28 protein-coding genes are annotated in these 24212 nt (G+C 65.3%); 25 read left to right on the top strand and 3 right to left on the bottom strand.

Features of this window, described 5'->3' with window-relative positions; translation table 11 throughout:
• Window positions 1-3 precede the first annotated feature (3 nt).
• The 5 genes from AB0M65_RS13970 (at window position 4) to AB0M65_RS13950 (ending at window position 5068) form a co-directional block, all read left to right on the top strand.
• Window positions 4-936, top strand: coding sequence for a hypothetical protein (locus AB0M65_RS13970; protein ID WP_364026498.1), 933 nt, complete (start codon window positions 4-6; stop codon window positions 934-936).
• 135 nt (window positions 937-1071) lie between these two features.
• Window positions 1072-2115, top strand: a complete 1044-nt coding sequence (locus AB0M65_RS13965; RefSeq protein ID WP_364026495.1) for a hypothetical protein — start codon at window positions 1072-1074, stop codon at window positions 2113-2115.
• Window positions 2112-3197: a hypothetical protein gene (locus AB0M65_RS13960; protein ID WP_364026492.1), complete on the top strand. Its 1086-nt coding sequence runs from the start codon at window positions 2112-2114 to the stop codon at window positions 3195-3197. The genes AB0M65_RS13965 and AB0M65_RS13960 overlap by 4 nt, the downstream gene beginning before the upstream one ends.
• Window positions 3181-4083, top strand: a complete 903-nt coding sequence (locus AB0M65_RS13955; protein WP_364026489.1) for a hypothetical protein — start codon at window positions 3181-3183, stop codon at window positions 4081-4083. Before AB0M65_RS13960 ends, AB0M65_RS13955 begins: the two co-directional genes overlap by 17 nt.
• 55 nt (window positions 4084-4138) lie before the next feature.
• The gene (locus tag AB0M65_RS13950) at window positions 4139-5068 is read left to right on the top strand and encodes a peptidoglycan-binding protein (RefSeq protein WP_364026486.1); all 930 of its coding nucleotides are present in this window, start codon (window positions 4139-4141) and stop codon (window positions 5066-5068) included.
• Window positions 5069-5114: 46 nt separating this feature from the next.
• Here the strand turns inward: AB0M65_RS13950 and AB0M65_RS13945 are convergent, their stop codons facing one another.
• Window positions 5115-5279 (bottom strand): hypothetical protein, encoded by a 165-nt coding sequence (locus tag AB0M65_RS13945; RefSeq protein WP_364026483.1) that lies wholly within the window; start codon window positions 5277-5279, stop codon window positions 5115-5117.
• Window positions 5280-5605: 326 nt separating this feature from the next.
• On the opposite strand from AB0M65_RS13945, the gene AB0M65_RS13940 reads away from it, so the two are divergent.
• From AB0M65_RS13940 to AB0M65_RS13860, 17 genes are all read left to right on the top strand, one after another.
• Complete coding sequence (locus AB0M65_RS13940; RefSeq protein WP_364026480.1) at window positions 5606-6151, top strand: hypothetical protein; 546 nt, start codon at window positions 5606-5608, stop codon at window positions 6149-6151.
• Window positions 6148-6405: a hypothetical protein gene (locus AB0M65_RS13935; RefSeq protein WP_364026477.1), complete on the top strand. Its 258-nt coding sequence runs from the start codon at window positions 6148-6150 to the stop codon at window positions 6403-6405. The genes AB0M65_RS13940 and AB0M65_RS13935 overlap by 4 nt, the downstream gene beginning before the upstream one ends.
• A gap of 193 nt (window positions 6406-6598) precedes the next feature.
• On the top strand, window positions 6599-7381 hold the full coding sequence (locus AB0M65_RS13930; protein ID WP_364026475.1) for a hypothetical protein: 783 nt from the start codon (window positions 6599-6601) through the stop codon (window positions 7379-7381).
• A gap of 75 nt (window positions 7382-7456) precedes the next feature.
• Window positions 7457-8038, top strand: a complete 582-nt coding sequence (locus AB0M65_RS13925) for a hypothetical protein (protein ID WP_364026472.1) — start codon at window positions 7457-7459, stop codon at window positions 8036-8038.
• 140 nt (window positions 8039-8178) lie between these two features.
• Window positions 8179-8976 carry a hypothetical protein gene (locus AB0M65_RS13920; RefSeq protein WP_364026469.1) on the top strand — a complete coding sequence of 266 codons (798 nt, stop codon included), beginning with the start codon at window positions 8179-8181 and terminating at the stop codon, window positions 8974-8976.
• A gap of 19 nt (window positions 8977-8995) precedes the next feature.
• Window positions 8996-9412, top strand: coding sequence for a hypothetical protein (locus tag AB0M65_RS13915; protein ID WP_364026466.1), 417 nt, complete (start codon window positions 8996-8998; stop codon window positions 9410-9412).
• A gap of 55 nt (window positions 9413-9467) precedes the next feature.
• Window positions 9468-10151: a hypothetical protein gene (locus AB0M65_RS13910; RefSeq protein ID WP_364026463.1), complete on the top strand. Its 684-nt coding sequence runs from the start codon at window positions 9468-9470 to the stop codon at window positions 10149-10151.
• Between the two features lie 197 nt (window positions 10152-10348).
• Window positions 10349-12772, top strand: a complete 2424-nt coding sequence (locus AB0M65_RS13905; RefSeq protein WP_364026460.1) for a phage/plasmid primase, P4 family — start codon at window positions 10349-10351, stop codon at window positions 12770-12772.
• Between the two features lie 84 nt (window positions 12773-12856).
• A complete protein-coding gene (locus AB0M65_RS13900) occupies window positions 12857-14716 on the top strand; it encodes a DNA polymerase (RefSeq protein ID WP_364026457.1) in 1860 nt (619 codons plus the stop codon).
• Between the two features lie 17 nt (window positions 14717-14733).
• The gene (locus AB0M65_RS13895) at window positions 14734-15447 is read left to right on the top strand and encodes an HNH endonuclease (RefSeq protein ID WP_364026454.1); all 714 of its coding nucleotides are present in this window, start codon (window positions 14734-14736) and stop codon (window positions 15445-15447) included.
• Window positions 15444-15890, top strand: a complete 447-nt coding sequence (locus AB0M65_RS13890; RefSeq protein WP_364026451.1) for an endonuclease VII domain-containing protein — start codon at window positions 15444-15446, stop codon at window positions 15888-15890. The genes AB0M65_RS13895 and AB0M65_RS13890 overlap by 4 nt, the downstream gene beginning before the upstream one ends.
• 4 nt (window positions 15891-15894) lie before the next feature.
• Window positions 15895-16206, top strand: a complete 312-nt coding sequence (locus tag AB0M65_RS13885) for a hypothetical protein (RefSeq protein WP_364026448.1) — start codon at window positions 15895-15897, stop codon at window positions 16204-16206.
• 391 nt (window positions 16207-16597) lie between these two features.
• The gene (locus AB0M65_RS13880; protein ID WP_364026445.1) at window positions 16598-17536 is read left to right on the top strand and encodes a sigma-70 family RNA polymerase sigma factor; all 939 of its coding nucleotides are present in this window, start codon (window positions 16598-16600) and stop codon (window positions 17534-17536) included.
• On the top strand, window positions 17524-18090 hold the full coding sequence (locus AB0M65_RS13875) for a hypothetical protein (protein WP_364026442.1): 567 nt from the start codon (window positions 17524-17526) through the stop codon (window positions 18088-18090). The genes AB0M65_RS13880 and AB0M65_RS13875 overlap by 13 nt, the downstream gene beginning before the upstream one ends.
• Window positions 18091-18116: 26 nt before the next feature.
• Window positions 18117-18266, top strand: coding sequence for a hypothetical protein (locus AB0M65_RS13870; RefSeq protein WP_364026439.1), 150 nt, complete (start codon window positions 18117-18119; stop codon window positions 18264-18266).
• Window positions 18267-18465: 199 nt separating this feature from the next.
• Entirely contained in the window at window positions 18466-18885 is a 420-nt protein-coding gene (locus AB0M65_RS13865) for an Lsr2 family protein (RefSeq protein ID WP_364026436.1), read from the top strand.
• Between the two features lie 172 nt (window positions 18886-19057).
• On the top strand, window positions 19058-19504 hold the full coding sequence (locus tag AB0M65_RS13860) for a hypothetical protein (RefSeq protein ID WP_364026433.1): 447 nt from the start codon (window positions 19058-19060) through the stop codon (window positions 19502-19504).
• 52 nt (window positions 19505-19556) lie between these two features.
• Here AB0M65_RS13860 and AB0M65_RS13855 read toward each other — a convergent pair whose 3' ends face one another.
• Both AB0M65_RS13855 and AB0M65_RS13850 read right to left on the bottom strand, forming a co-directional pair.
• Entirely contained in the window at window positions 19557-19994 is a 438-nt protein-coding gene (locus AB0M65_RS13855) for a hypothetical protein (RefSeq protein ID WP_364026430.1), read from the bottom strand.
• 9 nt (window positions 19995-20003) lie between these two features.
• On the bottom strand, window positions 20004-20267 hold the full coding sequence (locus AB0M65_RS13850; protein WP_364026427.1) for a hypothetical protein: 264 nt from the start codon (window positions 20265-20267) through the stop codon (window positions 20004-20006).
• Between the two features lie 1028 nt (window positions 20268-21295).
• Here AB0M65_RS13850 and AB0M65_RS13845 point away from each other — a divergent pair.
• The 3 genes from AB0M65_RS13845 to AB0M65_RS13835 are packed head-to-tail and all read left to right on the top strand — an operon-like array spanning window position 21296 to window position 23690.
• Entirely contained in the window at window positions 21296-22426 is a 1131-nt protein-coding gene (locus AB0M65_RS13845; RefSeq protein WP_364026424.1) for a helix-turn-helix transcriptional regulator, read from the top strand.
• Between the two features lie 59 nt (window positions 22427-22485).
• Window positions 22486-23283 carry a DddA-like double-stranded DNA deaminase toxin gene (locus tag AB0M65_RS13840; protein WP_364026421.1) on the top strand — a complete coding sequence of 266 codons (798 nt, stop codon included), beginning with the start codon at window positions 22486-22488 and terminating at the stop codon, window positions 23281-23283.
• Entirely contained in the window at window positions 23280-23690 is a 411-nt protein-coding gene (locus tag AB0M65_RS13835) for an Imm1 family immunity protein (RefSeq protein WP_364026418.1), read from the top strand. The genes AB0M65_RS13840 and AB0M65_RS13835 overlap by 4 nt, the downstream gene beginning before the upstream one ends.
• The last annotated feature ends 522 nt before the right edge of the window (window positions 23691-24212 follow it).

Raw genomic sequence — 24212 nt, 5'->3', positions numbered from 1 at the left:
CGAATGCAACTCGTTCCGGACCTGTTCGCCGCAGCGCAGCGGGGCGCGCTCGACGTGCCCGACGAGTGGATGGCGGAGTACCGGGGGCTGGTCATCGGCGCCCCCGGCTCGCCCCTGTCCTTGGTGGCCGTAGACGGCCTCCTGGACATCCCCGGCGTCCGCACCTCAGACAGAGCCGCCCTGAGCCGTCACGGCGACGTGAGCGGCTCTGACTACCTCGGAGCCCGCACGGTCACGCTCACCATCGAGGCGTACGGCCGCGAGCGGCACGAGCTGGCCGCCGCGCTTGATCAGGTGTCCGCAGCGTTTGCCCCGGCCCTGCCGGACGCGCCCTTGGTGTTCCGCTTCCCCGGCGTCGCCGGGGGCGGGGTCCGCTTCGTGGCTGCCCGCGTCCGCAAGCGCACCATTCCAGTGAACGTGGAATACAGCAATGGACTCGCAATGGTCACCGTTGAACTGTATTGCGGAAGCCCGCTCATCGTTGACCCGGTAATCCGGAGCCACACGGCCGCGCTCCCGGTTCCGGATGCGCCGGGCGGAGGGGTGAGAACGCCATTTCGATTCCCGATCACGTTCGGCGTCCCTTCGGAGCGGGGAGTAATCCGCGTCACCAACGACGGGACCTTTGCAACGTATCCGCGTTTCATCGTGCGCGGCCCGGTCGCTGATCCGCAAATTATGAACATTGCGACCGCAGAAACATTGACATTCCGATACACCTTGCTGCGCGGCGAATGGCTCGATATCGACACCTACACGCATGAGGTTCTCTTGAACGGCACCGCGCCACGATTCGCCACAGCCGGTACCGGAAACACGTGGCTGAACTGTCCGCCCGGACTAACCGAATTCGCTTTCCAAGGATTCAGGCTCGACCCCGGCCCTGCCGGTGACGAAGCTTCCTTGACGTGCGAGTGGGCTAGCGCCTGGGTCTAACCGAATCGGAGTTGGTTTCTCTCTATGGTTCTGAGCAAGGAAATGGATTCTCCGCCCATCTTCGCCGACAACACGGAGTACTCCGCCGGGCTCGTTCGCCGGATCTTCAGCCGCCTTGCGGGTAGTCAGGTCGGCATGTTCGGCGTGACCGACTTTGCCGTCTCGCTCGACGGGACCACGGTCACTGTCTCGCCTGGACGGGTCGCGATTCCCTCCCCGGCAACGGAAACCGGCGTATATTTCGTGGAAGCGACCGCGTCCACGGTCCTCACGCTCGACCCTGCCGACGCGACACGCGATCGTATAGACCGCCTGGTGGCCTACGTCGTCCCTCCCGCCACGGCCGCAGAGCGGGGCCGCTGGTTCCTGGAGATCCGCAAGGGAGACCCGGCCGCGTCTCCGCAGCCTCCGGCGACACCAGCGGCCTATGTGGCGCAGGACTTCCTCGTTCCGGCGCAGTCGAAGGGCACTCAGCCGTCCGGGACCGACCGGCGCTATTCCGCCGGACAGCAGTACATCTCCGGCCCTTCGCTGTACGGCTCCGAACGTCCCGCGTTCAACCGTCCGGGGCAGGTGTGGACGGACAGCGCGAACCGCGAAGCCTGGATCTACAACGGCGCGACGTGGCAGCGTCTCGGACCGGGGATTCAGGCAGTGGCGAACCCGTCGGAGATCTCCGCGCCGTACGTCAACCAGATCATTATCCGAAGCACAGACCGGGCCCTGTACCGCTGGAGCGGCACGGAATGGCTCTCTGTCGCGGACATGAGCGGGTCGACACCCGGCGGCGAGTGGCGGATCTCGGGTGATCAGTCGTCGGTCGCGGCGCCGAAGCTCATTTCGTTTCCCGATGTGATCACTTCCCCGCAGGGCATTTCCCTTGATGCTTCAGGGGTCTTCACGATCCAGCGGGCGGGATGGTGGCAACTGGCGCTGAATCTGCGCTACAGCTACGGCACGTTCGACAAGTACGCGATGATCGGCGCGGCCCCTAATCAACTCTGGGCGAAGGACAGCACGGCGGACTACGCGCTGAACGTGAATTGCAGTGCCACCAAGAAGCTTGCCGCAGGAACAACGTTCGGTTGCTATTCCTATTCGGCTACTGCCGCTGCGATCACCAGGGAGGCACCGACGGACCACCTGAGCGGGTTCTCCGCCGTGTGGCGCGGCCCGTGACCAAGACCGCGTCGTACCGCGTTCTCTTTCAGGACGTGCTTTCCGGCATTATTCACGGTGAGCTACCAGCGGAGAAGTTCTCCTATGTCAACACTTTGAACGCCCCCGGTTCGGCATCCGTCACCATTGCCCTCAATCCGGGAATAGCTCGCGTCAATCGGCAGACGATCGTGACGGGAGGCGCGACCGCTGTCTACATCGAACGGAACGGCCGCTTTGTGTGGTCGGGTCTCCTGTGGGATGCGCAAGCCGACTTCGCAGCGGGGACGCTGGAGCTGCAATGCGAGGGCTGGCTTAGCTATTTCCGGCTTCGGCACTACCACGCGACAACCGCTTTCACGCAGTTTGACCAAGCGGACATCGCGCGTTCGCTGCTTCAGCACGCCGGGCAATACGGCGACGGCTCCCGCTTGGGAATGATCGCGTACGGCACGGAAAAGACCGGAGTCAAGCGTGACCGCACATACAAGGAATCCGAACACAAAGGGATCGGCGAAGCGGTCGAGCAACTCGCCGCAGTCATCAACGGCTTTGACTTCTCTTTCGCCACCGAGTGGCTCGGAGCGGATCTCCGGACGACGTTCCGCATTCACTACCCAACCGTTGGCCGCGCCCGCGCCGTCACCCTGGAGCAGGGCCGGAACTGTGACATAGTCGCCGCGAGCATCGGCGGTAAGTCCGTGGTGACACACGCCTTTGCGCTGGGTTCCGGCGACGGCGCCGACCAGGTGTGGGCATCAGCGGGGAGCCCGTCGAACGTGTTTCCGCGCCTGGAGGCCGTCGAGTCCTTTTCGGACATCAAGGAGTATCCGACCCTTAAAGCGAAGGCGGAAGAGCGTGCCCGTATCGGCGCATTTCCTGTCGTTCTCCCGTCCATCGCGCTGTATCCGGACAGCTCACCCGGACTCGACGATTTCGACCTAGGCGACGCGCTCACCGTTCGCGGCGGGTACGGCCTGGTGCCCATTGACGGAATGTGGCGAATCACGGAGCTATCGGTGTCCGTGGACGAATCCGGCACTGAACAGATCACGTTGACCGCAGCACCCCGCGAGGTCTTCGGAGGTGACCCCACTGGCTAACCCAACGCTGCCCCCGTCACTGCAAGCCGAGTTCCGGGGCCTGGCGGACAGAATCAGCGCCCTTGAGCGGGGAGAACGAAAGGTCACCTACCGCGACCGACTGACGACGAACGACGGGGCAGTAGCTCGCGCGATGTTCACGCGTGACGGTCGCCAAGCCATCTACGCAAGCGGCATGGTGAATCCGAAGTACCCCGTCCTGGTCGCACGCTTCATGATTCAACTCTTCGGGACATCGGCGGTTCGGTTCAACTTCGAGGCGACGCTAGGCGGACTGACGACCGCAACCCGCACGTTTACCCTTCGCGGACTGACAAGCCCTGACGCTTACAACATTCAAGTGTTTGAGCTGGCATGGCTTCATGGAATGCCGGTTGACGAATGGCAGGACACAGAAGCCGTTTCAGCCCTTCGGAAGTGCGTCGTCCGATACTTCGCGGAAGCCACCGCCGACCATGTCCTGTACTCGCGACCAAGCAGCATCCACGCAGACGCCACGGCGAACGGGTTCACCGTCCCGCAGGCCAACGTCTTGTCAAGCTGGGTAGCGCCCCGCGAGAACACGAACCCCGTTCTTGTGTACGAGCCGGAGTACACGTTCCTGGCCCCCTTGTCGTCCTACCCGACGGCGACCGCCGAAGGGACATTGCTTCGCGGCACACCGAGTGCCGCAGTGGCGAAGCAGACACATGCAACTACGACAGCAGCACCGGAAGGTTCGTCCCCGCCTGTACTAGAACCGTTCGAGCCGCCGGGGCCGGTGCCGCCGTTGCCGGTGCCTGTGTTTGAGACGCCTGATCTTCCGGCGCCGTCTCCGCAAGAGCCGTCACCTTTCCCGGACACGGTCGGAGCGTGGCCGCTGGAGCCGCGCGGCTTCGGCTACTGACCTTGGCGTGTGCACCACAAGCCTTCTCTTTTCCTTTTGCTGCAAGGAGTTTCCTATGGCTGTTTCTCAGAACGGCTGGCCCGTGAACCCGCCGCGCTCGTCCCGCACGGTGCCCGGCACGAACGTTCGTATCGTCGTGGCAGATGGCCCGGCGGGCGACGTGCTCATGTATGTGCTGTCCCAGTTCGACAAGCGCGTCGAGGATCTCGACCAGGGCGCCGACGATTGGGGCTATGCGAATCGCCCGATCAGGGGCGGTACCGCGACCAGCAACCACGCTTCGGCCACGGCCGCCGACGCGAACGCGACGCGGCACCCACTCGGCAAGCGCGGCACGTTCAACACGTCGCAGGTCTCGGAGATCCACCGCATTCTGTCCGAAGTGGACAATGTTGTGCGATGGGGCGGCGACTACTCGGGCAGGGTGGACGAAATGCACTTCGAGATCAACGCGCCGTACGCCCGCGTTGCTGCGGTCGCGGCCCGGCTGAACGGGGGCGGCAACCCGTCCCCTCCTGACTCCGGCTCCGGCGGGCGCGCCACCCTCAAGCGTGGTTCCGCCGGGGCCGACGTCGCGCTTGTCCAGCGATATCTCGGTCTCAAGGCGGACGGCATTTTCGGAGCTGACACAGAGTCGGCCGTCAAGCGCTACCAGTCCCGGCAGGGCCTCACCGCAGACGGGATTGTCGGCCCCGCGACGTGGCGGCGAATTGCTGCCGGTCTTGGTGACGCTACTCCTGGCACTGGCGGGGGCACTCCTGCGCCTACGTCGCCGGGGTCCACGCTCAAGCGCGGTTCGCAGGGTCCGGCTGTCACGGCGCTGCAACGTCGGCTCAACGCCTTGTATCCCGCGTACTCGCATCTCACGGCGGACGGGATCTACGGCGCCGGTACGGAAAGCGTCGTGCGCGAGTTCCAGCGCCGGGCCGGGCTCGTCGCGGACGGTGTCGCGGGTCCGCGCACGCTCGCGGCCCTGAAGCTCTGAGTACCGGTCGCGGGTCTGCACCATGGCGTACAGACCCGCGACCGAGCTACTGGGCCGTGTCGCTGACCGGTTCTTCCGGCGACCTGTCCGCCTTCGATTCGATCTTGATTCCCAAGAAGCCGAACTTGAGGCTGCGCTTGTACTTCGCCGAGATCAGCAAGGCGACGAGCGCCGTCACCGCGACGATCGCCAGGACCAATAGAGAGATCATCTTCAACTCATTTTCTTGGCGCGTTGAAGCTGCACGCAGACTCGTCGGTTCGCGTGCCGCAGGTTCACACAGCTACCCGACAGCCGCTCCCAAGCGGTCTCCCTACCGCTAGGCAATGCCGGTTCCCAGAGACTACATGTGGGGGTCAGCCCCAGTTGTCAAGCGAACAGGTGCTTTTCCCTTGCCGTTGCGCTCTCGGATGGCGCCACTCGTTCGGGGTAGGTAACTGCACGGTCGCCCGCTGACCCGTGTCTGCCCATGTCCCCTATCCCCCTCCTACCGCCACTGAAGACGAAGCAAGGGGCAGCCACAGAGGAGGAGAAGAGATGACACGTCGGTCTGTCGGCATCATCGGCCGGATGCGGTCCGGGAAGGACACGGCCGCCGAGGTGATGACCCGTCATCACGGGTACACGCGCTTGGGCTTCGCCGACCCGCTGAAGGCCATGGCCTACGAAACGAGCCCGCTCTTGCGGGAGGGCGAGCGGCTCGCGGACGTGGTCGACCGGATCGGCTGGGAGCACGCGAAGGACACCTATCCGGAAGCCCGCCGCGTCCTTCAGCGTCTCGGGGTGAGCGCGCGGGAGACCCTCGGGCCGGACGTCTGGGTCAACGCCCTGACCGACCGCGTCCGCCTGGTCCACGGTCCCGTGGTCGTTCCGGACTGCCGCTTTCGCAACGAAGCGGACGAGCTGCGGGCGCGTGGCTTCGTGATCCTCCGCGTACGTCGCCCCGGACTGACCGGTGCCGACACGCACGTGTCCGAGAGCGAGTCCGACGCCATCCGCGCGGACGTGACCGTGACCAACGATTCCACCCCGGACGCGCTCGCCGACCGCGTCCACCAGCTCGTGAAGGAGTACGTACTTTGATCGCTTACATCCGCCGTTTCCCTGCCCTGGTGCTCACGCTCGTGGGCGCCCTGGTGGGCCTGCTCGTGCACCTGGTGCCCGGCCTGCCGGACGGTGCCGTGCTCGACGTGGCCGCCGCTGCGGTCTCGCTCATCGCGGGCGTGGAGATCCACCGCCGGGTAACCGCTGTCCCGGTCGACCAGCGCGGCCTGTCCAGCCACGGCTATGAGTTCGAGGACATCGCGCCGGGGCCGGAGACCTCCCCGACTGACTGAGCCCGTGGCCTGCCCGCGCCCGGCTTGTGGTGTGCACTTCAAGGCCACCCCTCGCCGGCCGCGGGGCCTTTCTTGTGGTGCGCACGCCAAGCTGCGCACAGCTGTGCCGTGTGGTGTGCGCCACAAAAAGCTGCGTTACCATGGTAACGCAGCTTAGGTTTGTTTCAGCAGGCCACGACAGAGGGAAGCGGACATGACGAAGACCGGTAGCGAGATCATCAAGGCCATTGAGATGGCGTGGCGTGCGATCCAGCGCAAGCACAAAGACGTCCCGGATGTGGTCGCCGTGACTGGATCGGGCTTCCATGGCAGGAAGCCCAAGTGGGCGCACTTCTGGGCAGGCAGGTGGTTGCAGGACGAAGAGGGGAACGAAGGTGCTGCGGTCAACATCGTTCAGCAGATACGCACGGGCAGGCCGGAACTGTTCGTGTCCGGGGAGCTGCTCGGGCTCCCCGGCCGCCGGATCATGCAGACCCTTCTGCACGAAGCCGCGCACGGGCTCAACCACGCTCGCGGACAGCATGACGCCAACATCAACGGCCGCCACAACCGCCTGTTCGTGAAGGCCGCGAACGAGCTGGGCCTTATCTGGCCGGAGGGCAAGGCTCCGCACAAGAGCATCGGCTTTTCACAGGTGGAGATCACCGACGCGACCGCCGCGCGGTACGAAAAGGTCATCGAGAAGCTCGAAGCGGCCCGCCTCGCATACCTGGCGGAGGGCCGGAGATTCGAGAACGGAGACCCCGGCACGGCCGGAGGCGACGGCGGAGAGGGAGGCGACGGAGGCGACGGCGGAGCCCCGAAGCGCGGCAAGGGCTCGCGCGGCGGAACGCGCGGCGGGAAGCGGATCTACGTCACCTGCGAGTGCGACGACCCCGACCCCTTCCCGATCACCCCCGGCCGCCTGGAGCGCGGAGCGATCATCTGCGGTGACTGCGACGCGGCTTTCCGGCCCCGCGACGAAGACGACGACTAAGCACGCAAGAGCTGCGTTACCATGGTCACGGGGCGAGTCCGCGCGGAGGGCGCGCCCCGTGAAAGGGTGGGAGACATGGGAGCACAACCGGACCTCACGACCAGGCAGGCCGCGCTAGTCCGCACTGGGGCAGACCTCGCTAAGACCGCTGTCCTGCGCGACTCGCTCGACGCCAAGCAGGAACTTGGCCGCGTCCTGGTCGAGCTGCGGGCGACGTTCCAGGACGACAAGGGCCGGGCGGACTACGCGGGGAAGTCGCAGGCGTACCGGTCCGCCGTGACCGCGCTCTATGAAGCGTCGGGCCTGTCCCGTGAGGACTCGAAGCGGGTGCAAGGGTCGGTTCGCCATCAGGTCGGGATCGTGTTGCGACGGAAGCTGAGCACGGAGCAACTCGCCGACTACGGCCTGAGCGCGCAGGACCGGAACGCCCCGCGTCGCAAGAGTGCGTCCGGCCCGGATGCCGACCAGGTCACCAGCGCCCCGGCAAGCCTGCCCGATCAGGTGGCGGAGCTTCACGTGCTCGCCTCCGCGTTGGTCGGCTCGCCGGAAGTGTCCACCTTGGACACGGAGACTGCCGAGAAGGTCCGCGCCGTGCTCGCCGACACGGCCGCCGCGTGCAACCGCCTACGTGCCCGCTTGGCGCCGGAAGGCCCGTAGCCGCAGCTCGAAGACTGAGCCCCTTTCCCTTGTGGGACAGGGGCTTTTTCATGTTCTGAAACTTTCTCGTCGGATCGTGTCCCCTCGCGTCGCCCTACCGCCACTGAACGGGTTGAGAGAGCGCGACAGAGGGGAAATGAGTGAGCGCAGTAAAAACCATCAAGCGCGGCGGAAGCCGCTTCTACGTGCACCCTGAGACCCGCGAGAAGCTGCCCGGCGTCACGTCCGTACTTTCCATGCTTCCCAAGCCTTTCCTGACCTACTGGGCCGCGAAGGTCACAGCGGAGTCGGCCGTGTCGAACATCGGCCCCGTGGTCGGTCTGGCCATGAACGATCCAACCGGCGCGGTCGACTATCTCAAGCGTGCGCACCGCCGCACGACGAGCGAAGCGGCCGACATCGGGACCGAAGTCCATGCGCTGTACGAGAAACTAGCGCGGGGTGACCGGGTCGGGAGGCAGCATCCGGACCTTGAGCCGTACGTCCGCTGGATCAACGAGTTTCACGACAAGTACCAGCCGACCTATCGGCACATCGAAGACACGGTGTGGTCGAACACCCACAAGTACGCCGGAAGCTTCGACGCCATCTGTGATATCGACGGCGAAACGGTGATGCTCGACGCGAAGTCGACGCGCTCCGGAGTGCACGAAGAGGTGGCGCTACAGCTCTCCGCGTACAGCTACGCCGACCACATCGTGACGCAGGACGGCGAGCAAGTGCCCGTCCCGGAGATCCACGCGGGTGCGGTGCTGCATCTGCGGCCGGAGGGCTGGAAGCTCGTTCCGGCCCGTGTCGACGCCGGGGTGTTCGACTACTTCCTGACCCTGCGCAAGGTATTCGACTGGGTCACCACCGAATCATCAACTGTCATTGGCAAACCGCTACATGAGTCCGTCGCTTCGACGGGGTCCGAACGTCGCTCGTCCAGCAAGTAGCAAGAGGGGAAACCGTTTCATGGCAACGCACAAGGTCACGTACGAGACCACCGACAAGCCCGACCCGAAGGCCCTGCCGACCGGCGCGAAGGTCGAGCAGATTTCGCCGTTCCCGGCCGTCGTCACCGCGCACCGCCGAACGCTGCGAGTCAATCGGGTGGTGGCGAGCGACGAGAACGCCGCAACCATCAAGATCACGGCCGAAGGCTGCGACGCCAAGGGCTTGCCGCTCACCGAAGCACAGGCCCGCGAAATCGGCGAAACCCTGATCAAGGCCGCCGACATCGCCGCGAGCGAGCGCACCGCGCGGGAGAAGGCGGAAGAGACGCGCAAGGCGGAGTCCCGCAGGCTCGCGGCCCGGCGGAACGCGGCCTACATGGACCACCTGTACCGCGAGCTTCGGGCGCCGCAGTACGTGAACCCGTTCCGTTTCTGAGCTTTCTGCACCACTGCGGACCAGCCGGGTCCGCACACGACAGCGAGGATTCCTTTTGTCGCTGCGTATTTTCGAGACCGATCCGGACGCCAAGCCCAAGACGCGGAACACCTTCGCCGACGACATCGTCGGCCGCTTCCGCTCCGGCATCCTGATCGGTCGCCGCCCACAGGCGCTGTCAGAGTGGCGTGTGACGACCGATGACCCGGACGTCGCCGACCGCATGGCGGAGCTGTACGGCGGTACTCCGGAGGAGTGGGACACCGAGAAGTCCGACAACGTCCAGGTGCTCACCGAGACCAAGGGCGTGTCCGTCGTGATCGAGGGCGCTTCCGCGCTGCGTACCCGGATGGCCCTGTACGGGCAGGCCGGGCCGATCCACATCTGTGACGGCGCGTTCTTCATCGAAGGCCACCCGGCCGACGACGAAATCGGCGAAGCCTGCGGTTGCCCGCGCGAGCTGACCAAGCGCAAGGAACAGGCCAAGAGCGGCCGGGGACCGAAGCCGGATATCTCGCTGCGGTTCCGCCTGGCCGACGATCCGGACCTTGGGCTGTTCCTGTTCTCGTCCGGCTCGTGGTCGCTCGTGAACGACCTGCCGGAGCTGGAGCGGGCGCTGTCCGACGCGGACGGCCCGGTCAAGGCGGACCTGAAGCTGACCTTTGTCGAGTACGACACGAAGGCGGGCCGCCACGTCGAGTACCACCGCCCGGAGATCACCATCAAGGGCGCCGCGTAGGCGCTCGCATTACCGCCCCCGGAGCTGTCCACCTGGACGGCTTCGGGGGCCTTTTCGTCGTTCACGCCCGACGTGCCGGGGCCGTTACCAATTTTTGCCAATCTCGCCCGGTGGCTCGCTCGGCGCAGGTCAGACGTGGTCCGCGCGTAGTGCACACGCCACATCCCGGCCCCGCGGCCGGCGAAGGGTGGCTTGTGGTGCACACGCCAACTGATCAGAAGGGGAAGACGTTGCACGTTGACGCGCTGCTACAGCGGTTGGGTGGCGGGGCCGTGCTCGAAGACCGGGGCGGGGTCCTGGTGGCATGCCCGGCGCACAAGGATGGGCGTCCGTCGCTGTTCGTGTCGCTCAAGCCTGACGGCCGGGCGCTGATCCACTGCCGCGCCGGATGCGCGACCGATGCCGTCCTGACGGCCGCCGGGCTGCGGGTGGGCGACCTGTTCGGGGTGAGCGGTGAGCCGACGCTCTCCGACGCTCCGCCCGTGGAGCTGGACCCCGGCGCCGTCGCCGCGCTCATGCAGTACGTGACCGCCTCAGCCGCCCGCCTTCCCGGCTCTGAGAGCGTCGTGTACGCGCTGGAGCGGTTCGGGGTGACCGAGGACATGGGCAGGGAGCTTCAGCTTGGCCACGACGACGGGACCGTGACGACGCGGGGCAAGGACTTCCGTACGCAGGCGTACACCGCTCATCCGCGTTTGGTCGTGCCGATGCTCGATTGGCATGGCACCCCGCGTGGGCTTCAAGGGCGCGACGTCGGCGGAGCCTGCCCGGCCCGCTGGGTGAACTTGGCGAGTCCGGCGGAGGGGATGCGCTGGAGCGCTACCGGGGTGTTCCGCACCTCCGGTTCCTTCGACACGGTCCTAGTGACCGAGGGACCAGGCGACGCGCTCACGGCCGTGTCCGCCGGGTACACCGCCGTGGCCGTCCGTGGCTCCGGGGTCGCGCGTTCGGAGCGCACGGCGCGAGAGCTGGTCGACGGGGCGCCGGAGGGATCGTTGTTCGTGCTTGCTGGGGACAACGACCGCAGCGGGCGGGAGTTCAACGAAGCGCTTGGCGCGCAGCTCGCCGCGCTGGGAGTTCAAGTGTGCGTCCTCGCGATTCCGGATGGGATCAAGGATCTTGCTGCGTGGCGGGCCGACTCGCCGGAGGTCTTCGCCGCAGCGCTGCACACCGCTGTATCCGACGCGCCCGCGTGGACGGCCCAGGACACGACACCGCCGACACCGACCAAGCCGAGAGGGGAGCGGGTGCCGATGGAGGGAACCGACATCGCGAACGCCCGCCGGGCGCTGGACATCGTTGGCAAGGACACGGCCTATGTGGACGGAGTCGGGTTCCTGACGTGGACGGGCACTGTGTGGTCGGTCATGAGCGCCACACGTGAACGTGCGATCGGGCACCGGGTGGCCGATGCGATGACGGCGGAGCTTGCCGAGATCCGCGAGCGGTTCGGTGACGAGTCCAACGCCTACAAGTCCGCGCTGAAGACGACTCGCCGGATGCACATGGATTCCGGCATCCGGGCCGCGCTCGAACACCTGCGCACGATCACCGGTCACGATGTCGAAGACTTCGACTCTCACCCGCACCTGCTCACGTTCGCCAATGGGACCGTGGACCTGCGGACCGGACGGCTTCGCCCTCACGCACGGAACGACCGGCTGACGAAGATCATTCGGGCCGACTTCGATCCGGACTCGGAGTGTCCACGATGGACACGCTTTCTCGGCGAGATCTTCCCGGATGACAACGAGCTGCCCGCGTACATGCGTCGGCTCATCGGGTACGGCATCACCGGCGAGACACGAGAGCACGCCTTCGCTCTGCTCTACGGGCACGGCTCTAACGGCAAGTCGGTGTTCGTCAACACCTTGGCGCAGGTACTTCACGGGGTCACGGGGCATGTGTCACAAGCGGCCGTGGCCTACCAGCGGAGCTACGATCCAGGAGCCGCGAACCCGGCTCTTGCCGCGCTGCGCGGTGTCCGCCTCGCGGTGCTCTCCGAACTGTCGGAAGGGTTGCGGCTGAACGAAGCTCTCTTGAAGCAGTTGACCGCCGGGGACCCCGTTACGGCACGCGAGCTGTACAAGGGGATCTTCACGTTTCAGCCCACCGCGCTGATGCTCATGGCCACGAACTACAGGCCGGATGTACGTGGGCAGGATGACGGGTTTTGGCGCAGGACAAGGCTTATCCCGTTCACCCGCTCGTTCAGCGACGCGGACAAGGACCCGATGCTCTCGCGGGCGCTGCTCGATGAATCGCCGGGAATCCTTGCGTGGGCCGTACAGGGAGCGGCCGAGTGGTACGCCGGGGGCCTGCGTGAGCCCGCGTCTGTCCGTGCGGCCGTCGCCGAGTACCGACAACAGTCCGACCTTCTGGACGGGTTTCTGCCGGGCGTGCTCGTGCGGGACCCGCAGGGAAGCATCCTGCAAAAGCAGGCGTGGGACATGTTCCAGGACTGGCGCGACGAAGAGCAGGTGATGCAGGTTCTTCGTTGGGGACCAAGGGAATTTGCCCGCAATCTGGAATCGCGCAAGGTGAAGAGCATCCGCGCGAACGCGGGCAAGAAGCTGCTCGGCGTGCGAATGGCGCGACCGGACGAGATCCACGCGGGATAGCCCGCAACCACCAAGCAGGCAGGCCGGGCCGCAGAGTTTTCTTTGTGGCCTGGTCAGTTCTGCGCGCTTGCAGCAAGGGGGGCTATGCGCGTACAGCGCTACCGGATCGCCGGGGAACAGGTCACCGTCCGCAACGTCGAGACGTCCGAGGACACTCGCGCGTTCCTGGAATGGTGCCGAAGCAACGAAAACCGCCCGATCGCGTTCGACACGGAGACGACCGGGCTCGACATCTTCGCACCCGGCTTCCGGGTCCGCCTGGTCCAGTTCGGCACCGAACGCGAAGCATGGGTTCTCCCGGTCGACCCCCTGGCAGGATTGGTGTGTGCACCACAAGCCGCTGTCCGTGAAGCGCTCGAAACATTGCCGTTCCTGTTGGCACACAACGCTAAGTTCGATGCGCTCGCCGTGTGGGCACATCTCGGTGTGGAACTGACGGGCTTGTGGCGCCGAATCACGGACACGCGGATTCTCGCGCACCTGCTCGACCCGCGAGGACCGCAGGACCCCGGCGGTATCGGGCAAGGACTCAAACCGTTGTGCGCCCGGCACGTCGATCCGGATGCGCCGGACACGCAAGCCGGGCTGTACGGCGAGTTCCGGAAGATCGGACACACCAAGGAGACCGGTTGGGCCGCAATCGACATCCACAATCCCCTGTACACCCTGTACGCAGGTCTGGACGTCATCCTGACGGCCCGCCTGTTCCGCGTGCTGGGTCCGCTCGCGCAGGCCGCCGGGTACGAACGACTCTCGGAGTTCGAGCACGCGGTAGCGCTGGTGTGCGCGCGGATGGAGGCCAAGGGTTTCCTACTGGACGTCGAGTACACCGAAACCCTTGCAGCGCGGTTGCTCGCCGAGTCCGACGAGTGGAGCGCGGTTGCCCGCAGGTTCGGCGTGTCGTCGGTCAACGCTCCGGCGCAAATCTCCGCCGCGCTCGAAGGCATGGGCGAAACCCTCACGGAGACAACGGAATCCGGCGCGCTGAAGGTCGACAAGGAAGTGCTGTTGCCGCTCGCGGACCTTGACCGCAAGTGGCAACGCATCGGCGCCCGCGAACCGAACTACCTCGCGGACGCTGTGCTGCGGGCAAAGCGCGCGTCGAAATGGAAGACGTCCTACGCGGACGCCATGCTGTCCCGGCGAGACGCACACGACCGCATTCACCCGGACATCGCGAGTCTTCAGGCCCGCACGGCGCGGATGTCGATTTCCCGGCCTCCGCTTCAGCAACTCCCTTCCGGGGACTGGGTGATCCGCCGCGCCATGCAGGCCGAACCGGGTTGTGTCGTCGGCACGGTCGACTATCAGGCGGTCGAGCTGCGGGTACTCGCCGCGCTGTCCGGGGACGTCCAGATGACAGCGGCAATCCACGCAGGCCGCGACTTGCACGGCTTCACGGCGGAGCTGATCTACGGCCCCGGCTTCACCGAGTACCACCGGAAGGTGTGCAAGGGCATCGGGTTCGGGAAGGTCTACGGCGGAGGCCCGGACACCCTCGCCCGGCAGACCGGGGCGCCGCTGGATCAGGTCAAGGCCGCCATCCGCGCCTATGACCGCGCTTACGCCGGGGTTCGCCGGTACTCAAAGCGGCTTCAGAACCGGGCTGAGTGGGGCGCCAAGGAGGTCATCACCCCGTCCGGGCGCCGTCTCCCTCTCGACCGGCGACGGCTCTACGGGGCCACGAACTACATGGTTCAGAGCACCTCGCGTGACGTTTTGGCCGAAGCGCTGTTGCGGCTCGATGAGCGCGGCCTGACCGATTTCCTCCGGCTTCCGGTGCATGACGAAGTGGTCTTCGTCGCGCCCGCCGAAGACGCGAAAGAAATCGGGCACGAAATCCAAACGGCAATGGCGGTACCCGACTTTTTCGGCGTGCCGCTCACAACAGATCTGGACATCGGCGGACGCACCTGGGGATCGCTCTACGGGGCCGCCGCCTGAACGAAGAGGGGGGAACCATGGCGCGGTGTCGCTGCGGAGCAACCGAAGGGGTCCGCGTCTACCCGATGTGGCCGCGCAAGCTGTTCCTGTGCCGCTCGTGCGCGGGCGAGCACTTCAAGGCCCGGCGCCGACAGGAGACGGCCCGGATGCTCGCGCAGTACGGCGACGTGGACCAGGCTGCCCGCCGGGCGGAGGCTCATCACGTCGCGCTGCGGGCTGACACGGAGCGGCCCGACCTTGGTGTGTGCACCACGAGAGCACCGCTCGCCGGCCGCGGGGCCGGATTGGCGTGCACACCACAAGTCGCCGACGACGTCCGGGCATGCCTGGACGCGCTCGCCGCGCAGGCAGCAAGGTACTTCCGGGACTTCGCCGACCAGGCATACCGGGTCTTCCCGTCCTACCGGGATCGGCAGAGAGCACGCGGTCACGCCTTACGGGCCGATCAGAGGGCCGTGTACGCGCTCGCGTATGACGTGCCGTGGCTGCGCAGGCTCTACCGCGACCGATGCGCCTACTGCGGTGGGAAGGCCGAGCACCTGGACCACGTTTGGCCGCTCGTTCTGGCGGGGGATGACGCGCCGTGGAACCTTGCCCCGGCCTGCTCGCGATGCAACCTGTCCAAGGGCGGCCGGACGCTGGGTGAGTGGTTGCCCGGCAGGCTCGCCGACCTGACCGACGACCAGCGGACGGACGTCCGGGGCCTGTGGCGCACCTGGACGGCCGCATGACGGACATGAAGGTGTGCGCCCACTGCGGGACGCTCAAGGCCCTGTCCGAGTACTACCGGCGTGCGTCGAGTCGGGACGGCCGCCGGGGAGTCTGCGCGACGTGCACCCGCCGGGCCGCCGCCATCCGTCACCAGGCCACCCGCGACGCGGCACGCAATCGCCGCTACGTCGCCCGGTACGGGATCACGGCCGCCGACGTGGACGAGCTGCGGGCCGCGCAGCGCTACCGGTGCGCCCTCTGCGGACGACACGAAGACCGGCTTCCGCTCGGGCTCATGGTCGACCACGACCACCACTCCGGCACCGTGCGCGCCCTGCTCTGCCACTCGTGCAACAGCGGGATCGGGCACTTCCGCGAGTCGCCGGATCTCCTGCGCGCGGCCGTGGTGTATCTGGCCCGTGCCGACGAATTGCTTGCTATCGCCGACGAAGAAAGGGCATGAAGAATTGAGCCTGAGAGCCGACAGTTTCGTTTCCATCGCGCGGAGGCTGCGGACGGCCGCCGACGCGTTCGAGTCCGTGGCCGGGGCCGCCGACTCCGCTAGCGGTATGGCCCCGCAGGGAGCGCCCGCGCGACCAGTCGACGGGGTCAGCCGTCCCGTGGAAGACGTCATCCTCGCGCGAGAGGACGCCGGGCTGTACTGGGCACTGGACGCTACGCGCCGTCACGCCGTGCAAGCCGTATTGCACACCGAAGCGGCCACCCAACGAGCACGGCAAGCAGGCCGCTCGCTGAAGTCCGACCGTGCCGCGAGTTGATCAAGATCACTTGAACGGCCTAACGCCTTGAAAGTACCCAATAGTGACGCTACTCACATTGCCGTGGTCTGTTCGCTACCACATGGACGAACCCCGGAATTACGGGCATGCCCGTGTCCGGTTTGCTCTCGAACACGCGTTCGAGTCCAATCGCAGGCCGAGCAGGTGTTTCAAGTTTCAACCGTCCCTACCGAACAGTAGGACTAGCGCGCTGACCTGCTCGTTACATGTTTTGGCGAACTTTTTTCACGAAGGCGTGTCCCGCTGGTTGGCGCTAGCTTGGCCGGGCAGTACTCGGGTCGGGGGACACGTGCGAGGCAGGGGGAGGACGAGAAAGTTGGTTCAGGGCACCACCCGGCAGAGAGCGCTTACTGACACGCTGCGTGACCGCATGGACGCGGGCAAGGCGGTTCAGGCGCAGGGCGCAGCACTGCCGGGGCACATCGCGCGACTCGCCACAAGCGGACTCGCGGAGGAGGCACACGAAGACACCAGGACGGCGCCGGATCTCGTCGCGGACATCGCACAGGGAGACCGCGCGGCCGAGCTGCCGCTGTACGTGCGGGTAGCGACCGACCTGGAACGCACGGCCGCACGCGTCGCGGGGGACGCTGCACTGAGCCGGGAAGACCTTCACCAGGAAGGCGCACTTCGGCTCATTGTCGACGTGCGCGCCGGACTGGTCTCTGCGAGCTTCGGCGGAGCTATCGGCCCGTACATCGGTCGGTCCCTCCGTCGCCACCTGGTCGACCTGGTCGACTCGCAGCGGCCCGGCCGCCCACCGATTCCAGGACGGGAACGGCGACGGCTGCGGGAAGCTCTCAACGCCACTGCGAACGAGGACGAGACGTACAACACACTTGCGGCCGTCCAGTACGCCCGCACCCGTTTCGGCTGGAGCCTCGCTCACTTCTGGGCGGTGCACGGCAGTGCGTTCGGTGCGCCCGTGCAGTGGAACGACGCGGCAAGCTCCGGGCTCTCCTTCGCGGAGACCACCGCCGACCCTGCCGCTGCCGAAGCGCTCGCCCGTGTCGAAGACCGAGACGACGTCCGCCGTACCATTGAGCACGCCGAATTGACCTTGCGCGAACGCGACGTCATCGAAGCGGTTTTCGGTTTTCGCGGGTTGGCTGCCACGACCGAAGAGACCGCCGAGCTTCTCGGTATGTCGACGCGTCACGTGAAGCGCCTGCGGGCTTCCGCGCTCGCCAAGCTGACCCGTGCCGCCGACGCCATCGGCGTCACCCGCGAACACGGTGCCGACACCGACGAACCGGCGCCGGAAGTCGTCAAGCCTCGCGCGCCCGAAGACTCGCGTTGCGCCGCCTGATTCCGCGCCACACGACCTCTAAGGACTACCTAATGCACGTCTACCGTTGTGTTACCGATGATGAAGACTTCATCGGCCTTGCCGCCCTTGGCTCTTCGATCCTGATCACCGTCAACGAAGCCGAACCCACAGACGGGCTCGCCGACGCGGCGGAACTGGAGATCACCAGCGACGACGCCCGCGCGGTCGCCGACAAGATCCGCGAGCTTCTCGCCGAACAGGGCAAGGCAAGCGAGGTCTCCGGCGTCTTCCTGGGCCGGACGACCGACGACCCCGGAATCCTTCTCTGCGTCGGTGTCGAAGGCGGCACGAGCCGCAGCGTCATTCTGTCCCGGACCGACGCGGCCGACGTCGCCGACAAGCTCGCCCTGACCGCATCGGAGGCCGACGACCGCAGGCAGGACACCAGCCCGGCCGCCACGACGGAGACCTTCGCCGACCTGACCCGCAGGGCCGCAGCGCTGAAGATCACGGCAACCCTGTTCGAGGCCGGAGACGTGGACCTGTTCGAGGCTGCGGAGTGGGTCGCGGCCGAGCCCGCAGAGGCAGCGTGAGAGCCGAGCCCGTCACCTTGCATCGGGTGTCGCCCTGCGAGCATGGAACAACGCACCATATCCGGGAGCTGGTCGCGGGCTCCGTGTTCAGCGTCCGCGAGTGCCGCACGACGAAGGGCTTTCCCCGGACGCACCTGGTCACGGCGGACAAGTACCCGAACACCGTCCGGCGCTAGATGGCGTGCACACCACAAGAGTCCCTTCGCCGGCCGCGGGGCCTTTGTGGCGTGTGCACCACAACTGTCTTCAGGTCAGTTGAAATGCGCACCACAATTCGCCAGAGCAAGATGAAAACATTGCAGGTCGATGCAAAACCTTGATCCGCTAAGGGTTACTATCGATGCGTTAGTCTGGGAGCTAGCAGTAAGGACCGCCATGGCTAAGAAAATAATCGCTTCGATTGTGTGCGACATCGACGGGACGCCGGGAGCCGAACCGATCCCGTTCGCCCTTGACGGAGTCCACTACCGGATTGACCTGTCAGAGAAACGTGCAAGCGACCTGCGCGAGTACCTAAGTACGTACATCGCGAAGGCCCAACGCATCGGGGGCCGCAAGATCGACAGCGGCGCACGCCCTGCCTTGAGCGTCACGCAACGGCCCGTCTACCTAGAGAAGCTAGTCAACCCGGAGATCCCGGATATCCGAGCCTGGGCCGCACAGAACGGCTACAAAATCGGTACGCGGGGCCGGATCTCGGAGACCATCAGGTTCGAGTACGAGCAAGCCAAACGCGAACCCGCCAAGACTGCTCTCGCCCGGAAACCAAGCCGCCGGAAGGTCCCCGCAAAGTAGGGCCGAAGGTCGGCCCTGCGCCCTGGCGCATGCTGGTACCCTGAGCGCGTCTCGGGCCGGGACGGACTTACACGCCGGTTCTAACCCGAACAGGAAGACCCCTCACCTCCGGGTGGGGGGTCTTTCTTTTTGTCCATTCTTGTAGTGCACACTACAAAGTAACTATCGGCGCATGGAAAACGATAGAGAGCGCGTGAACCACGCCCTTACGACGAAGTCCCTCCGCCGTTTCGCTGCGTCCGCCGCAGCCTTCGCCGCACTGTTCCTCACGGCCGCCTGCGGCGCCGAGACCGCAACGGCCCCCGCGCCCTCCGTACCTCCGGCGTCGTCCGCTCCGGCCGCCGACACACCCGCAGCTCTCCGCGACATCTTCACCGCTGCGACCAAGTCCGCCCCGTGGGCCGCCAAGGTCTCTCAGATCACGCTAGACGGCCGGGCGGTCATCGTCGCTACCTCGCTCACCAAGACGGACAAGGCAGCGTCCACGGCCGTCTGTGAGGCCGCGCTCAAGGCTGCGAAAGACACGAAGGTCGACTTCCAGAGCGTGGCCGTCCGCAGTGCCGACGACCGCACCCTTGCCCACCAGAACCAGGGCGGGCCGACGCAGTGTGAGAACTAGTGTCCCAAGCGCAAGAGGCCCCCTCCCCGCGCCGGGAGGGGGCCGCTCTCGTTCATCGAAATTCCGAATCGGGTCCACGGCGGACTTTCTGGGCATGTCTCCTAAATTTGGAACCTGGGTAATAGGTAGATGTTTCCAAGAGCAGGTCGTATAGCTGCCCCTCAAGTTGCCCGTTCTGCCGCCCGCGCCTTAGCAGGGTCGAATACATCGCGTCCGCGATCTCATAGACTGTGCAAATGCGTTGATCGAGCAGCGCGTCAATGCTTCGAAAGTTGCGCCCTTTCTGATCCGTGGCGGGCCAGCGATCCAATTCCTTCAGAAAGGTTAGGCGGACCAGAAACGTTGACGCGGGCAATTTCGCGTGTCCCGCATTAATCATCCCCTGCAACGCGTGCAGGGCCATGCTGAAGTCCGAAGACACGATACCCACTTCGACGCCGAACGAGACCTTCGCAATGTAGACGTCTAGCACGTCGGAGGTGTCACTCATTTGAACCTTCTAGAGAGAGTGTCGCATTGTTGACAGCATTGCGCTAATGAAGACTTGCTTTGCGATGAAGTCTGTAAGGATATAGTTCCCCTCCATGAATCCCAGCTTTACCGCATCTGCACTAGAGAGGTTCTGATATCCGGCCACGGCCGCCTCGAAATCGAGCGCCGCTTCCGCCCACTTACTTTCGACATGCTGTAAGGCGTTTTGAATCACTTCCGTGATCTTGAGGCGAACTTGTTCAATCTCGTTCGCCGTGTCGCCACTGCTCAAATTGTCCCTTTGGTTGACTGGAACACGGCGGGCGTATCGCGTCGAGCGCTCGCGCGGCGCTTAGCAGACACGCCCGCCGTGGACTGTGGGATTACCCTGGACGACGCGTTCCCGCATTCATGAGCCGCTTTGGTCCTGACATCCAAGTCAGGGGCACCCGGGCTGACCCATGAAATCGATACCCATAGGTGGGAGCGTGTGGGTTGCCCGGCGGTGGCAGTTTCAATATTTTACCCACTGTCTGGCCTGTTATCCCGGCGAAATACCAATCCACTATTTCAGGCGCGAATGGATGTACCTCTTTACTGATTCGCGCACGGTAGGCGTCTGCGGAGGTCTCATCTCGCAGTAGGACGACATCGGCGCTTTCGTCCCACCAGTAGATATATACAAGGCCGAGTGCATCATCCTCTGCCCCGAAGGCCCACTTTTCCCACTCGGGCTTTGAAAGTTCTTTAAAGGCTTCGTCAATATTCATCTCGTACCTTCATGCGGCCAACTACGGGAAGGGGCTGTGTAACTTCCGCTCTCGACTGCTTCGGAATGACTACGGTGCCGGAGCGTGGCACTCGCGCAGCGGCGGTTCTTAGATGGTTCATGACGTATTGGGGAACCCTGGGCGCCGAAGCGCAAGGAACCGGCACGCCCTCGCGCTGACACCGCAGCGCCGCAGCGGTGCCGGTCTCCGCTTGCCGCTCATCCTTGATGCGAGCTTCTAGGACAGCCCATGGGACGCGCTTGGAAGCACGCCCTAGTCGCTCGTCTCGCTGCCGCCGGAAGGTCATCACTCCAAGCACCCCGGCCAGGACGAAGAGCCCAATCACGATGACTACCGCTCCGGTCTCCATAGTCCTTACCTGCTCTCCGGTGCCGATTTGGTGATGAGTGCTGTCTCGGAGCACGCGAGCCGTCCGGATTGGCGGAGGTTGGCGACGCATACACCCTCAAGTAGTCTCGGCACTACGCGGCGTACTTGGAACTGATCAACTGTTGACAGCCGTTGACAACCGCGCGAGGGGGCCGCTGAAGTGTCTGAAACAGGCAACGTGCTTCGGGCGGCACGCCTGGAGGCCAAGATTGGCCTTGACTACATGGCGAAGAAGACCAGCTACAGCAAGTCCATGCTGAGTTTGGTGGAGAATGGGAAGCGGACAGCTACCCCAGAGCTGGTAGCAGCCTACGAACGCACGCTTGACGTGCAAGGGCTAGGTGAGGATGTGAACCGCAGGGAACTCTTGGCCGCAGTCGCGGCTATGGCCGCTGGTGCTGCGGCTCCTGAACCGTTGTCGCGTCTACTTGACGGCTTGGTGTCCCCCGACGTGCCTTCCAAGGTGGGAACGTCCGAGGTTGAAGCAGTCCTTCAAGCTACCAACGCCTACACCGCGATTGATCTCCGATTGGGCGGCGCAGCAGCCGCCGATGTATCCACCGGTGCCCTGAAGTGGGCCGTTAGCCTGCTGGACGCATCCATGACGGATACGACCAGGACCGCTCTGTCATCGGCCGTCGCGGCGTTGGCCGATCGGACCGCATGGACGCACTACGACGCCGGTCGAAAGTACTCAGCGCGCCGACTCGCCGAACTGGCCTTGGCCACCGCCGATGCGGGCAACGATCGAGACCTGCGTGCTCACGTCCTGATCGACACGGCATCTCAGATAGGTAAGGACGCTCCCGCCGAAGCTGCGAAGATCGTTAGCGTCGCGCTCTCGGACACGCGCGTGTGCACGCTCGAACAAGCCAACCTGCACGCGGTGTGTGCGCGTCACCTAGCGAACGCTGGAGAGACCTCACAAGCTCGCCGACACATTCACCTGGCGGAGCAGCTGTCCGCGCGTGGGGGCGACGCTCCAGTGTGGGCCACCTTCCTTACGCTCGCTCACGTCGACAAGCTGATCACCGAGTCTCTGAGCGCAGCGGGCGAACGCAAAGAAGCCATACGCCGATTTGAAGCCATCTTGCCGCAGTTTGGATCTGATCGAGCCCGCGCCAAAGCTGGAATCGTGATCAGCCTGGGTACGCTGTATGCCCACGAAGGCCGTCTTGAACAGGCGCGTGACCTCGCGGATCAGGCCGCAGCCGCTCTTGCAGATGTACGTTCCGGCCGGGCCGCAGGCAGTCTTCAAGATCTTCGGCGCCTGTTGACGACCTCGCAGTAGGCACTCCTTGTCAGACCCCCGTGTCATGATCGCGACACGGGGGAGACAGGGGGTGTGGCTTGAGCGAAATCGAAGCAGTCGCCGCAGCACTCGGCGCCGCCGTCACAGCCCTTGAGCAGGCAGAGCAGGCTATGCAGAAGGCCGCCGAGGGCTTCGGAGAGTCCGCGTCCCATCTTGGTCAAGCGGTCTACGGGACCAGTGATCCGGAGATAGGCGCCTTGCCGGGGTTGTATGACGAGCTAGGCCGCTCCGCAGAGCAAGCCGTCAGCCACTTCGGGACTGCGAAGGCGAGCATCTCGGCGTATCTGGAGAAGATCGGCGCGTCGACAAAACCGGCAAACGTCGAGGTCAAAGAGTCGAAGCGTGAAGATCGGCCCCGCGTCCGGCCTGGTGTGCATACCACGAGTCCAGAGGGCGGTCTCTCGGACGACGAGCGCGCTCAAGCTCTCCGCGCGGACCTGCCCCCACCTGTCACTGAGCGCGGCCAGAAGACACACGGGCGCTGGTTCGCTAACGGGTCGGGAGAGCCCGCCAAAGAGATAGTGAGCGGCAAGCACGAGCCGGACCCGGACGACCCGGACGACGTGTCGTACGAGGCTGCACAGGCTCATCTGACGAAGCTCGGATACAACCGTCTGGCCATCGCGTCCCACGTCGAAACCCGGCTTGCGGTTCGGATGGCTCGAACGAGCTTGCGTGACGTGACCGTTACCCTGAATCACGTTCCGTGTCCTGGGCCGTTTGGCTGCGACACCGTGATGCCGTCCGTGCTACCACCCGGAGCAACACTCACAGTCCACGGCGTCAAGGCGGACGGAACACCCGTCGTCAATCGCTACACAGGAGCCTCTGAATGACCGTCTCAGCGTGGTACGAAGGCCACACGGACACTCCCGTCATCGTGACCACCCCGGCGGAGCTGGACGCCCTTCTAGACGACGTAGCCGCCCTGGACGGCCCGCAGCTCGTTCAGCTCTTGCAGAATGGCGACATGGCTAAGCCGGACCTCTCGGTGGGGTTCGACGGGGGCCGTGGTGTCCTGCGCTACGCGGGCAAGACCGAAGAGTTCTACAGCAAGGGCGGGACGTTTCCGCTCCCTGAGTACGGCGAAGTCATGTACTACTTTGTTACGGGTGAGTTCGAGTACCCCGACGACGCCGAGATCCCCGCGAGCGACGCCCGCGCAGCGGCGCATGAGTATCTGGCGTCCGGGGGCGAACGGCCCACGTGCGTTGAGTGGACGCGGGAGGGTCCAACGCCCTGAACGAACGTTGTCGAGGCGCCCGGCACCCAGAACAAAAGTAGGCCCCCACCTGGGCAAAGGTGGGGGCCTACGGTTCGTGTACCGGTACACGCTGGGTACACAGGAGCACCGATAAGGGCCGGTAACGACCAGTACTCACAGGATCGATTTTCGCTGGTCACGAGCCCATCTAGCGCGTTTGTGCAGGTCAGAAACCGGCCATTACAGAAGGCCCCCTTCCCTCGGCTCAGCCGAGGAAACTCGACCTTCACACCTTCCTGTTCTCCAGGGCGGGCAGCGCGGCCCCGGCACCGACGTCAGGTAGCTACCGCATCCAGAGGACGAAACGCGGGGCGCGCGACGCGGGCGAGAGCGCCGGGGGCAAGGGGTCGGGGGCGAGGGTGGCTAGGTTGTCGTGAGTGATTTGGGTCGTTAGAACGACCCAAATGGCGGAACTGACCGGGCGCGGGCACGACGTCGTCGCGGTGAACCTCCCGATCGAAGACGAGAAGGCGGGCTTCGCGGAGCACGTCGACACCGTCA

Source organism: Amycolatopsis sp. NPDC051071 (genome assembly GCF_040682875.1).
Classification (GTDB): Bacteria; Actinomycetota; Actinomycetes; order Mycobacteriales; family Pseudonocardiaceae; genus Amycolatopsis.
This window is presented reverse-complemented; position numbering and strand designations above follow the sequence as displayed.